Origin of the sequence: Bacillus sp. MRMR6, from assembly GCF_001940785.1 — a bacterium.
GTDB lineage: Bacteria > Bacillota > Bacilli > Bacillales > Cytobacillaceae > Neobacillus.
In genome coordinates this window covers 1-13060 of sequence record NZ_MSLS01000012.1, presented here as the reverse complement: position 1 = coordinate 13060, position 13060 = coordinate 1, and the positions used below count along the sequence as shown (strand labels likewise).

Annotated in this window: 10 protein-coding genes and 4 pseudogenes; 7 read left to right on the top strand and 7 right to left on the bottom strand. The window is 39.7% G+C overall.

Annotated features, from left to right (window positions below; all coding sequences use genetic code 11):
• Nucleotides 1-70 precede the first annotated feature (70 nt).
• The 3 genes from BTR25_RS13060 to BTR25_RS13050 are packed head-to-tail and all read left to right on the top strand — an operon-like array spanning nt 71 to nt 3133.
• Complete coding sequence (locus tag BTR25_RS13060; RefSeq protein ID WP_075688489.1) at nt 71-1231, top strand: Gfo/Idh/MocA family protein; 1161 nt, start codon at nt 71-73, stop codon at nt 1229-1231.
• A 26-nt stretch (nt 1232-1257) separates the two neighbouring features.
• Nucleotides 1258-1983, top strand: a complete 726-nt coding sequence (locus BTR25_RS13055; RefSeq protein ID WP_075688488.1) for a ThuA domain-containing protein — start codon at nt 1258-1260, stop codon at nt 1981-1983.
• 58 nt (nt 1984-2041) lie between these two features.
• Nucleotides 2042-3133, top strand: coding sequence for a Gfo/Idh/MocA family protein (locus BTR25_RS13050; RefSeq protein WP_075688487.1), 1092 nt, complete (start codon nt 2042-2044; stop codon nt 3131-3133).
• Between the two features lie 110 nt (nt 3134-3243).
• Here BTR25_RS13050 and BTR25_RS13045 read toward each other — a convergent pair whose 3' ends face one another.
• Nucleotides 3244-4149, bottom strand: coding sequence for an AraC family transcriptional regulator (locus BTR25_RS13045; RefSeq protein ID WP_254842707.1), 906 nt, complete (start codon nt 4147-4149; stop codon nt 3244-3246).
• Nucleotides 4150-4329: 180 nt separating this feature from the next.
• Here BTR25_RS13045 and melA point away from each other — a divergent pair, with 180 nt between their 5' ends.
• Together melA and BTR25_RS13035 are read left to right on the top strand one after the other, a co-directional pair.
• Nucleotides 4330-5646, top strand: coding sequence for an alpha-glucosidase/alpha-galactosidase (gene melA, locus BTR25_RS13040; RefSeq protein ID WP_075688486.1), 1317 nt, complete (start codon nt 4330-4332; stop codon nt 5644-5646).
• 163 nt (nt 5647-5809) lie between these two features.
• Nucleotides 5810-6514 (top strand): potassium channel family protein, encoded by a 705-nt coding sequence (locus BTR25_RS13035; protein WP_075688485.1) that lies wholly within the window; start codon nt 5810-5812, stop codon nt 6512-6514.
• 56 nt (nt 6515-6570) lie between these two features.
• Here the strand turns inward: BTR25_RS13035 and BTR25_RS28770 are convergent, their stop codons facing one another.
• Entirely contained in the window at nt 6571-8025 is a 1455-nt protein-coding gene (locus BTR25_RS28770) for a CAP domain-containing protein (protein ID WP_483295259.1), read from the bottom strand.
• A gap of 166 nt (nt 8026-8191) precedes the next feature.
• Nucleotides 8192-8527: pseudogene (locus BTR25_RS13025) on the bottom strand (lactaldehyde reductase); the annotation flags it as partial.
• 24 nt (nt 8528-8551) lie between these two features.
• Here BTR25_RS13025 and BTR25_RS28765 point away from each other — a divergent pair.
• Nucleotides 8552-8626, top strand: a pseudogene (locus BTR25_RS28765) (hypothetical protein); the annotation flags it as partial.
• A 60-nt stretch (nt 8627-8686) separates the two neighbouring features.
• Nucleotides 8687-9142 (top strand): annotated as a pseudogene (locus tag BTR25_RS13020) (iron-containing alcohol dehydrogenase); the annotation flags it as partial.
• On the opposite strand, the pseudogene BTR25_RS28180 reads toward BTR25_RS13020, so the two are convergent.
• The 4 genes and pseudogenes from BTR25_RS28180 to BTR25_RS13000 all read right to left on the bottom strand — a co-directional run.
• Nucleotides 9136-9283 (bottom strand): annotated as a pseudogene (locus tag BTR25_RS28180) (lactaldehyde reductase); the annotation flags it as partial. The pseudogenes BTR25_RS13020 and BTR25_RS28180 sit on opposite strands and share 7 nt — an antisense overlap.
• 89 nt (nt 9284-9372) lie before the next feature.
• A complete protein-coding gene (gene rhaD, locus BTR25_RS13010) occupies nt 9373-10203 on the bottom strand; it encodes a rhamnulose-1-phosphate aldolase (protein WP_254842711.1) in 831 nt (276 codons plus the stop codon).
• 270 nt (nt 10204-10473) lie between these two features.
• The gene (locus BTR25_RS13005) at nt 10474-11265 is read right to left on the bottom strand and encodes an ABC transporter ATP-binding protein (RefSeq protein ID WP_075688484.1); all 792 of its coding nucleotides are present in this window, start codon (nt 11263-11265) and stop codon (nt 10474-10476) included.
• Nucleotides 11266-11430: 165 nt separating this feature from the next.
• Nucleotides 11431-12546 (bottom strand): alpha/beta hydrolase, encoded by a 1116-nt coding sequence (locus BTR25_RS13000; RefSeq protein ID WP_175596771.1) that lies wholly within the window; start codon nt 12544-12546, stop codon nt 11431-11433.
• Nucleotides 12547-13060: the final 514 nt, after the last annotated feature.

Below are 13060 nucleotides of genomic sequence, written 5' to 3'. Positions count from 1 at the left end.
TGTCAAACCAATAAATGATAGATTTATCGATAGTAGAGTTATTCTGATGACATACAAAAGGAGATACGCTATGGAGAAACTTAGAATCGGAATGGTTGGTTATAAATTTATGGGAAAAGCACACAGTCATGCTTACCGGGACCTTCCACTCTTTTTCCCGAATACGGTTCATCCTGAGATGAAAGTGATTTGTGGCCGTGACCTAAATGGTGTGACCACTGCAGCCAAGCAATTCGGCTGGGAGGAATTTACAACCGACTGGAAAAGCCTCCTAGAAAGAAATGACATTGATTTAATCGATATCAATGCACCTAGTGATGTACATAAAGAAATCACCATTGCTGCTGCTCAAGCTGGTAAACATGTTTTTTGCGAAAAACCGTTAGCGCTTACATTAAAGGATTCTAGAGAAATGCTTGAGGTCGTTGAGGCTGCTGGGGTAAAACATATGGTTGGATTTAACTATCGCTTTGCCCCTGCTGTTATGCTGGCTAAAAAGCTTATTGACGAAGGAAGACTCGGCGATATTTATCATTTCCGGGCCTGGTTTTTACAGGATTGGCTCGTAGATCCAAACTTCCCGCTAGCCTGGAGACTTCAGAAAGAAATTGCAGGTTCTGGCTCTCACGGAGACCTCGGGGCTCATTTAATTGATCTATCTCATTATCTAATTGGCGATATTACCGAAGTGATTGGTATGAACGAAACGTTTATTAAAGAACGGCCAATTCCTTCTCAGATGACAGGCTTATCAGCAAAAGGCAATGATAGCGATGAAAAGGGCGAAGTGACAGTGGATGACGCTACCCTATTTTTAGCTCGGTTCGCTAACGGAGCTTTAGGAAGCTTTGAAGCTACTCGCTTTGCGGCTGGACATCGCTGTACAAATTCATTTGAAATCAATGGCAGTAAGGGCAGTGTTATTTTTGATTTTGAGCGGATGAATGAACTGCAGGTTTATTTCGTTGATGACCGAGACGATGTCCAAGGCTTCCGCCGTGTCTTAGCGACTGACCCTGCGCACGCTTATGCAGAAAACTGGTGGCCGCCAGGACATACAATTGGTTATGAACATACGTTTATTCATGAAATGGTTGAACTTATGGATTCTTTCCGGGAAAATCGACAGCCTGTTCCAAACTTCCGTGATGGCGTAAAGTGCCAGGAAGTCTTAGAAGCGGTTGATTTATCAATTGAAAAACGCCAATGGATTTCAATATCTGAAGTATAAAAAATTATTAAGGGAGTGCTTTTACCATGAAAAAAAGTGCATTGATTGTTTGGGGCGGATGGGATGGTCATCAGCCGGAACAAGTAGCTGAAATCTTTAAAGGGATCCTTGAGGAGGAAAACTTCCAAGTAGAAGTATCTAATTCACTCGATTCTTATGCAGACAAAGAAAAGTTAAAATCCTTGGATTTAATCGTTCCTCACTGGACGATGGGTGAAATTGAAAAAAAGTATGTCTTAAATATTTCTGAAGCAGTCGCTGCTGGTACAGGTTTAGCTGGATGCCATGGTGGAATGTGCGATTCTTTTCGAAATAATGTGGACTGGCAGTTTATGACGGGCGGAAATTGGGTGGCACATCCAGGAAATGATGGTGTGGAATATACAGTCAACATCAAACATTCCTCCAGTCCACTTTTAGAGGGTCTCTCTGATTTTAAAGTCGCTAGTGAGCAATATTACCTTCACTACGATCCAGCTGTTGAAGTACTAGCTACCACTCGCTTCCCGGTTTTTGACGGGCCACATGCTGCGAATAAAGCAGTTGATATGCCTGTAGTTTGGACGAAACGCTGGGGTCTGGGAAATGTATTTTATAGTTCATTAGGCCATCAAGCTAATATCATTGCCATACCGGAAGTTTCACTCATTATGCGCCGTGGATTTTTGTGGGCTGCAGAAGGAAAAAAACGAGATACTGCGCTTAATTATGGAAATGTACGTACCTACACAGGTATGGGAGACAGCCAATAAGGAAAGTGAATTTCGAAGAGCTTATGGAATGTAAAATAGAATAAACTGGAGGATCCTAATGAAAAAACTTAAAATTGGTATCATCGGTTGTGGAAATATTAGTTCTATTTATATGGAAAACTGTCCGAAGTTCCCCCAACTCGAGCTTGTTGCCTGTGCCGATTTAGATGTGATGCGTGCACAATTACAAGCTGAAAAGTTTGGTGTCCCTAGGGCTTGTTCCGTAGAAGAGCTACTGTCTGACCCCACGATTGAACTCGTGATTAACCTAACCATTCCTAAAGCACATGCCTCTGTTTGCATTCAGGCACTTGAAGCGGGCAAGCATGTTTATACGGAAAAGCCACTTGCTGTGACACGCGAGGAAGGAAAACAAATTTTAGAAACCGCAAAGAAACATAATCTTCTTGTTGGCAGTGCACCTGACACCTTCTTAGGTGCTGGTATTCAAACAGCTATCAATCTAATCGAACAAGGTGAAATTGGAGTTCCGATTGGTGCATCAGCATTCATGATTTGCCGCGGGCACGAACATTGGCATCCAGACCCTACCTTTTATTATGATAATGGCGGCGGACCTATGTTTGATATGGGACCTTATTACTTAACAGCCTTAGTGGCTCTTTTAGGACCGATCAAACGAATTGCCGGTTCAGCTCGTATCAGTTATCAAGAAAGAACGGTGCTTAGCACACCAAAAGCAGGTACAAAAATTGAAGTATCCACTCCAACACATATTTCAGGAGTAATTGATTTTGATTCTGGTGTAATAGGAAGTATTACAACAAGCTTTGATGCCTTTGGCGGTACATCGCTGCCTCCTATTGAAATTTATGGCAGTGAAGGAACTTTACTTGTCCCTGATCCGAATACGTTCGGCGGACCTGTCAAAATAAGAAAACGTGACGAAAAGGAATTTATAGAGGTGCCTCTTGCCTATGGATATTCCCAAAACAATCGAGGGCTTGGCGTTGCGGATATGGCAAAAGCCATCCTCGAAGGTGGGAAATATCGGGCAAATAGCGAATTAGCGTATCACGTTTTAGAAGCAATGCATGGCTTCCATGATTCCTCAGATAGTGGTAAACATTATCTAATGGAAAGTACATGTGAACGTCCTGAATCTGTGTCGCTGGAATTACAGGCTTGATCATTGTGAATCTATACTGATTACTAGTACACCATGTCAAAACGAATAGTTATGGGCTCCCCACTTGTTGGAGAGCCCTTTTATACAATTTGATTCATATTTCCATAAGCTTAATCAATGATCAAATGATCAATTCCGACAACGTCTTTACTAGTACGAAACGTCCCGGCGGATACACCAACTACTTTGCGGAATACTTTGTTGAAATAGTTGGCATTTGCATATCCTACCTGGGCAGCAATGTCTGTAACAGAGGAGTTCGTTAAGCGAAGAAGCTCCGCCGATTTTTGGATCCTGATTTTGGTAAGGTATTGCACAGGTGTCATATTTAGTTGGTGTTGAAACTGCTTAATAAAATAATATCTTGAGAAACCGGATACTTCCGCTATTTCGTCGAGCGTAATCGGTTCATGATAATGTGTTTGAATAAAGGATAAAGCTTTTGTAATTTGAAGCGAGAAACCTTTCGTTTCTTTTTCAATATTCCTTATGAGACGGTAACACTCCATAATAAACTCATAAGCTCTTGCAGAAGCGTAATATGTATCTGTAATCTTTTGATCATATGTGTCTTGATAGATTTTCAATAAAAGCTGGATCAGCTTTGCATTCGGGGGCACTTTCAAGACAGGACCGTTCTGTTCATTCATAAACCTCCAGCAATCGGCCGCTTCTCTTCCCACTAAGGTAATAAACATAAACTCCCATCCCTTACTATCCTTTGGAAAGTAATAACGATGATCGCTAGGAATCTCGACAATGAAGGCTTCCCCTGCCTTAACTGTATAACTTTCTTCTGCTATGTCAAGCCTTCCCTCGCCTGAGAGTGTGTATTGAAACACATATGTGCCGACATCTTTCCGCTTTAACCCATCCCAATCATAAACATCACCCTGCATTTTCTCTTCCCGGCCAAGCACGAAAATGTTTGCCACATCGTTAGAAAGCACATCTTGAAAACGAAAACCGTACGTTCCATAATCCTTCACAGGTTTCTCCCTATAAGTCAAAGACAATATTTTACCCTCCAATCACACTAACTTACCATTGAGGTTACTATATAAACGTTTTACTATTATTATAACAACAAAAAAACAAAGATGAATATGGGACATTAAGTCGTTTTCAAAACAATTTTTTATCCTATTAGGAGATTCAATTGGCAGTCCCACTTTCACTTTACAGGAGGTAAGTTTATGTCAAAAATCACATTTATTGGGGCAGGAAGTACTGTTTTTGCAAAAAATGTTCTTGGTGATTGCATGTATGTTCCTGCATTATCCGGTTTCGAGTTCGCTTTATTTGATATAGACCAGCAGCGCTTAAAAGACTCGGAAAATATGTTAAACAACTTAAAACAGAGCGTACAGGCAAACATAGTAGTGAAAGCCTATTCAAAACGCAAAGAAGCATTGCGAGGAGCAAAATACATTATTAATGCCATTCAAGTGGGCGGCTACAAACCAAGCACCGTTATAGATTTTGAAATCCCTAAAAAATACGGCCTTCGTCAAACCATTGCTGACACCATCGGAATTGGCGGTATTTTCCGTTCGCTTCGCACCATTCCGGTTATGTGGGATATCGCCAAGGATATCGAAGAGGTTTGTCCGGATGCCCTGCTTTTAAACTACACAAATCCGATGGCAACATTAACAGGTGCCATGCTGCGCTATACAAATGTTAAAACAGTCGGATTATGCCACAGCGTACAGGTTTGCAGCGAGCACCTGTTTAAAGCCTTAGGAATGGATCATGAAGGAGTGGAGGAAAAAATTGCAGGTATCAACCATATGGCCTGGCTTCTTGAGATCAAACGCGACGGCAAAGATTTATATCCGGAAATTAAACGCCGTGCCAGAGAAAAACAACAAACAAAACATGATGATATGGTCCGTTTTGAATTAATGGACAAATTCGGATACTACGTAACGGAATCATCTGAGCATAATGCCGAGTATCATCCGTACTTCATTAAACGCAATTATCCCCACTTAATTGAGAAATTCAATATCCCTCTTGATGAGTATCCGCGTCGTTGTGTAGAGCAAATTGAACGCTGGGACAAAATGCGCGACGAGATGATCAACAATGCACAACTTACCCATACCCGTTCTCACGAATATGGTTCCCGTATTATTGAAGCGATTGAGACGAATGTTCCATTTAAATTTGGCTGCAACATTTTAAATACAGGACGCTTAATTAGCAATTTATCGGAAAAAGCTGTTGTTGAAGTACCATGCGTTGCTGACCGCAGTGGAATCACTCCTTGCTATGTAGGAGAACTTCCAGAACAGTTAGCAGCCCTAAACCGGACAAATATTAATACACAGCTTTTAACAATTGAAGCAGCGGTAACGAAAAAGAGAGAACACATCTATCAGGCAGCAATGCTGGACCCTCATACGGCCGCTGAATTATCAATGGACGACATCATTGCGATGTGCGATGATTTAATTGAAGCACACGGTGACTGGATTCCAAAATTTGAAGATCGTAAATTTAGATAGAATAATGATAAAAATTTTCACTCTTTAATAAAAGGTTTTGAATACGTAATTTTCTCGGTTTTCTTGAGATAAACTATACGTGTTCAAAACCTTTATTGTATTAATCATTTTAAATGGGGAATAAATTTTAACATGGGTTCCCCCTAAAAAAAGAAGGTGACTTATGCTGAGTAAAATATATGAGGTTATTTTTGCGGTGATGGCGATCACTTCGGTTTTGCTCATATTCGATACGGAAAACCAGTACCTATGGCTTGATCGTATCATTTTAATCATTTTTGCTGCTGATATCTTTTATCGATTAGGTAAAGCAAAAAATAAATGGGCTTTTATTAAACAACATCCATTCGAGTTTATTGCAATTATCCCATTTGATTCTATCTTTAGGGCTGCTCGTTTAGTACGACTAATGCGCTTGTTCCGCCTAGTTGGGTTTCTAAATCGTTACTTCCCTACTCTTATTTCCATTCTTAAGACAAATAACTTGGATAAAATGATTGGCATCGTTGTGATTCTCATCTTAGTCTCTTCTATCCCCATTGTAATGATAGAGCCAAACATCGAAAATTTCACTGATGCTATATGGTGGGCTGTTGTTACAACAACTACAGTGGGTTATGGGGATATCTCTCCAGAAACAGGTTTAGGACGATTTATTGCCATTATTCTGATGTTAACTGGGATCGGAATTATTGGGGCTATAACCGGTAGCGTAGCAACCTACTTTACAACAAACAATAAAGAGACTGAAAGCACAACACATATAGCTTTTATCAAAAGCGAACTAAATAAATATCCCAATTTGTCAAATGAAGATTTAGAAATGCTCATTGTTATGTTGAAACAGCTAAAAAAGCATGACTCATGAACGATTATGTAAACGAAAGGAATCCACTATAGGGATTCCTTTCGTATTTATATGGCTTATTTCCCAATAAACATTTGTGTCCAGTGATGCCCTGTTTTATCGTATCCTACACCAATGTGGGTAAAGTTTTTGCTTAAGATGTTCTTTTTATGTCCTTCGCTGTTCATCCATGCCTTAACAACTTCTTGTGGTGTCCGTTGTCCTTGGGCGATATTTTCACCCGCAGTTTTGTAGCTCACACCCATGTCTCTCATCATGTCAAAAGGAGAACCATATGTTGGACTTGTGTGTGAGAAATAATTATTTTGCTGCATATCAACGGATTTCTTTTGTGCTACTCCGTTAAGCTGCGCATCAGCTTTTAAGGCAGGAAGCCCGTTCTTGCTACGCTCTGCGTTTGTTAAATCAATTACCTGTTGTACAAATTGACTAGCATCACCTGTAGCGGCCGGTGCTTGTGCTTTTGGTTGTTCTTGTGCTGCAGGTTGTTTTTGAGCCGGTTGCTGCTGTGCAGGTTGTTGTGGTGCTGTTTGCTGTTGCTGCTCAGCTGGTTTTTGTGGCGTTGCTTGCTGTTGCTGTTTTGCAGGTTGTTGTGGTGTTGCCTGCTGCTGTTGTCCTGGTTGCTGCTGTGTTTGTCCTTGCTGTCCATAACTACGCCACTGAGCAGATCCAAACGGTATATACTTAAACTTCGCCTCTTGTATCAAGATTGCTCTTGTATGAGGGTAATTTTTGCTATCTAGTGATGTTCGGTCAGCTGAGATATTGTCATCACCAACATCAGTTGCGTTAGTACGGTTATTGTTGGCTTTATTTGGAAGACGAACATCATCTCTTGTATTGTTGACGTTAAATAGATTACGGTCATTGTCTCTTTGATTATTTACATTAAACAAACCATTATCTTGATCACGTCTTGTACTATTGTTAAAGAAACTGCGGTTTTGGTCGTAACGGCCATTGTTGACATTGTACCAATTTGAATTAAAGTTTCGGTCGTATTCTAAGTTCTGGGTACCAGTACGATTATTGTTGTTTACATTTAATCGGCTATTGTTGGCATTTCGATTTGTGTTATTCACATTTCGATTCGTATTATTACCAGTTAATCGATCACCATTACGGTTGTTGTTAACATTGAACAACCCACGATTATTGTTGTTTCGACCACGGTCGAGATCGCTATCACTGTTATCTCTATTTGTATAATCTTCTGTCAGCGGACCATTGTGGTCAATACCATCATCCCGGCCATTTCCCAGAAAGAAACCATTATTATTATTGTTGACATTGCGCCCACGGTTAGTACGGCCATTGTCATTAACAGTACCGCTGTCATTGCGAACATTCCTAAAGGTATTGTCACGACCGTTTCGTACATTTGTAATATTATTGTCTCGGTCCACCCTGCTCGTTCTTGTATCATTAGTAGCGTTATCACCGTTATTACAAGCCGCAAGTCCTAAAGTCAAAACTCCAGTCATTAATATACCTAATGGTTTTTTTATCAACACTATTACCCCCTTGCAAAAATAAATTGTTTTTGCCTTCTTATTTTTGATTTTTTGATGGATTATATTGATGGTAAATTTTAAGGTATTCAATAAAAAAAGCACTCGGTAAAAATTACCGAATGCTTTTTAAAACATATAGGGAAAAATATTTTAACTAAGGTTCTTAAATAATTTCTTTAAACATAGCGATTACTTCATCTTTTGTAGGCTGGAATGGATTACCTGGTGCACAGGCATCTTTCAAAGAGTTATCCGCCAGTTTTTCAAGATCAACTTGATCCACACCTAATTCAGATAATTTGCTTGGTATTCCCACTTCTTTAGATAAAGCTTGGATAGCCAAAATTACTTCTGTTGCACATTGTTCATCCGTTTTCCCGTCAACCTTAATACCAGTAGCTTTTGCTATCGCACGGAATTTTCTTGGATCACGTTTAGCATTTTCACGTTCTACGATTGGCAGTAGCTCGTTACACCTGGTGCCTATGCTGTTACAGACGCAACAGCCCTTGCGGCAGTTGAGATTATTTTTAACTACCTGCCTCGTGCGGTAAAAGACGGACATGATATTGAAGCTCGTGAACAAATGACCTATGTGATGTTCTTAGGGGGAATCGCCTTTAATAATGCAGGTCTAGGATTTGTCCATGCGATGGCAGTCTTAACTGAGCTTGATTCAATCCAACTTGATTATGTTGTATTTGACGATGTTAAACCAAATCCATCGATTGAAAATGTGTATGCAGGAGTGGGTGCTTTTAATACGAATGAATGCGATGTACTCGTTTCTGTTGGAGGTGGCTCTCCACAGGATGCAGCAAAGGCAATCGGCCTTTTTGTAACAAATGGTGGGGACCTTCGGGATTATGAAGGAGTAGGCAAAACCGAATATAAATCGATTCCAATTGTGGCAGTTAATACGACGGCCGGGACGTCTAGTGAGTTTACGATAAACTATGTCATAACAGATGTAGAACGTGAAGTGAAGATGGTAATGGTGGATAAAAACAGTTTAGTCACGATTTCTGTTAATGACCCTGAATTAATGGTAGATAAGCCTGCTGCTTTAACAGCCGCCACGGGAATGGATGCCCTAACACATGCAATTGAGGCTCCCAGCAATACCTGTTTGGTTTAAAAATTTATCAGTTACGACTAAAGCTTTTTTAAACCCAAGGTCTTTTACAAGTGGAGCCAGCTCCTTCAAGCAGCCTCTACCCATTAAATTTGTACTCGGAACATAATAGACACTCATATTTTTTCCTCCTTAAGATTGTTCAACTTTTCACAAATTTATTTTTAAAATAAGGAACAAAAATTGTCCCTACTATTTAAATATGAAATCTATATATTCAAAATTCCTTTACGAGGAACCACATGAAACGCATCTGCAAGTTGCTGTAGTTGAGCATCGGTAATGGTTTGTCTTTTCCCGACCTGAGAACAAACAATCGTATAAACTTCTGCCGCTTTTTCAGCGGTCTCAATCAGACCAAAGGTTTCGTCCATTGTAGTCCCAGCGCCGAATATACCATGATGCGGCCAAAGCACTAAGCGTACATGCTCCATCTTTTCTGCAGTAGCTTCGCCAATCTCATTCGTACCAGGTACAATCCACGGTATAACTCCAACACCATCTGGAAACACAACAATACATTCTGTACACATTTCCCATAATGTTTTTGTAATATCTTCTTCCTTCAAACTATGCGTAAACGTCATTGCTAGTAGATGGGTCGCATGGCAGTGCATAATCACACGATGGTTTTTATCCACTGATAAACGTTTCATATGGTTCATTAAGTGCGTTGGAAGCTCACTTGTTGCAACACCGCCATTTTCAAATCCCCAGAGAATGTCGTAGCTTTTTCCATCTGCTCCAATGCGAATGATACCTAAATTAGCGGCAGGATCTGTCTTTACATTTTTGAAGTATTTTCCAGAACCAGTTACGATAAAATATCTGCCCGCAAGTGCTGAAGCATCAAAATTCATCGGGATTGTTCGTAAAACATTGTCTACATTTAAATATGGAAGGACTTCATATTCGTGTAATAAATAACTGATATTCCCGCCATTTCGTTCGTCCCAGCCTAAACGGTATAGGTTAGAGGTAGTTTCCAACATTTCTTGAAAAAACGGTGCTGTATATAATGGACTTCCGATCATTGTCATACTCATGGTCAATCTCTCCTTATTCGATTAGTCTTTATGTTAATTAATTTAATTGATTTCTCTTTACATGTTTATCATACTCCCACAACCAACAAAAAACAACATAAACACAGATTTAACTTTTGTTTATAATTGTTTATTTAACATTTTTGACACAATTATAGTTTGTTTACCTTTGTTTCGTTAACATCCTCGTCACGATTGTATCCGTTTTCTTTTGTTTAAAATAAAAAAACAGACCATAAGAAGGTCTGCTTGTTCTTGAGTCCTTTATTCTACGTTTTGGCGTACTTTGGAAAGCAAAGGTCTTTTGTTGGTCCAAATTACTTCAACCGGGATATTGAAAAAATCGGTAAGCTGATGACTGGATATCATTTCAAAAGTATCCCCAGCTGCAAAAACTTGTCCTGCTTTCAGTAAGAGCGTTTTATTAAAAATCGGCAAAATTTCTTCTACATGATGGGTTACATAAATAATCGCTGGGGCATTATCGTTGTTGGTAATCCTCTCAACCGTTTCTAAAAACTCTTCTCTAGCAATAAAATCAAGCCCATTTGTAGGTTCATCGAATATGAGCAGTGATGGATCAGCCATTAAGGCGCGGGCGATTAAAACTCGCTGCTTTTCCCCTTGTGACAATGTTTCGTAGTTGCGGTTTGCATAGTTCATACATCCAAGATCCTTAAGTAAACGAATAGCCCTCTCTCTCATATCATCTGTCGGTGTTTCATAAAGGCCAATCGATGCAAAGGCCCCGCTTAATACTACCTCAAAGGCATTGTCTCCCTGGTGGAACTTTTCTTGAAGAGAGGAGGAGACAAACCCAATCTGTTTTCTTAGCTTCTCACCAAGATAGGTTTTGCCAAATTCTTTACCCAGTACCGTTACACTGCCCGAAGTGGGAAAATAATAAGCATTGAGTATATTCAATATGGCCGTCTTTCCTGCACCATTCAATCCAAAAAGAGCCCAATGCTCACCCCTTTTGATTTCCCAATCAATATTTTTTAAAATCGATTTTCCATCTCGTCTTAATGAAACATCTTCTAACTTCAGTATCATCATAACTTTCCCCCACCAAACGAACATTTATATTGTAATATTATCCTAGTATTTAAAATTTTCATTCGACTTGCTTAACTCTTTGATACAGAAAAAACAGCACCCGATTATTAATAAAATAATTGGAGTGCTGTTTATAAATGATCATCCTCTATTACTCTACTACTATAGCTTCCTTATCGCATTTGCGATTTCCATACCGAGGTCTTCTGCTTGTGGAACATGTCCTAATTTATCAATAAAGGCATGAGTCATCCCTTTATAACGAAAACAGATCACATCTACTCCGGCGTCCTGAAGCTGCTTTGCGTAAAATTCCGTATGCACACGTAAGCCGTCAAATTCTGCCCCCGCCAAAACCGCCTTTGGAAGTCCTTCATGCGACTTTGCTAACATTGGACTAACGTATGGATGATAAATATCTTCAAAATTTGAAAGGTATGCTCCTAGAAAAAGACTGTCCTCAGGTTTGGATGGTTTTCCGAGCGAAAGTAATCCATTATTAATAATGGATTTGTGCTCTTCAGAAACCTCAAAAAAGTCCTCACTCCATTCATATCCCTCAACTTTTGCGTCAGCTTTGGTTACTCCTGGATAGATCAGTACCTGCATCGCAATTTTTGGTGTACCTTCATCTTTTGATTTTAAACAAACTGCAGCAGCGTAATTTCCACCCGCACTATCTCCACCCACACAAATTTTATCAGGATCAATACCATATTCTTCCGCCTGATCAAATACATGTTTTACAGCATAATAATTATCATTTAAACCATTTGGAAAGGGCTTTTCAGGAGCTAAAGAATAATCTACATTAAATACTACTGCATCTGCTAATTCAGCTATTAATTTGCAGAAGTTTTCTACCGTATAGACACTTCCGCCGATCCAGCCGCCTCCATGGAAAAATACAAGTGCTGGACGCTTTCGATTCTTTTCAGATTTCCTTGGATAGTACCGCCACAATCCAACTTTATTTCCACTTTCAGTTATCTCTTCATATTTTGTGTGTATTTCCACTGTATTTAAATTAAAGTTGGGAAATCCCATATTTTCTCTCATAATCGGAATGAGTACTTCCATTGGTGGCAGTTCTTTCGGGGCATCATCATTTGGATTTCCCGCCCAATGATTTTCCAACAGACTCAATTCCATTGGATCAATAAATCCGGATCTTTCTTCCCCTGGACTAGGTTTTAAGATAATATTGACTCCATTATTTTCAATGATAGTAGTACCATGTTGGAGTTTTTCAATTGCAGTAGAATCGTATTTTCGCATCTTGACGGCTCCTTTAAGGTTAGTGGTAGAATTGGGCATTTATCCTTTTTCTTTTAGTCTATCTGATTTATAAAAGTCTTTTATATCATAGTGAGCTTCATTAATATAAATTAGCTCAGTTTTTACCGTTGCAGCGCTTTTTCCTCGTCCTCAGGCAAAACTTTAGCTCAGTTTTTACCGTTGCAGCGCTTTTTCCTCGTCCTCGGGCAAAACTTTAGCTCAGTTTTTACCGTTGTAACTATTTTTCCTCGTCCTCGGGCAAAACTTTAGCTCAGTTTTTACCGTTGTAACTATTTTTCCTCGTACTCGGGCAAAACTTAGCTTAGTTTTTCCGTTGTAACTATTTTTCCTCGTACTCGGGCAAAACTTTAGCTCAGTTTTTACCGTTGCAGCGCTTTTTCCTCGTCCTCGGGCAAAATTTTAGCTCAGTTTTTACCGTTGCAGCGCTTTTTCCTCGTCCTCGGGCAAAACTTTAGCTCAGTTTTTACCGTTGCAGCGCTTTTTCCTCGTCCTC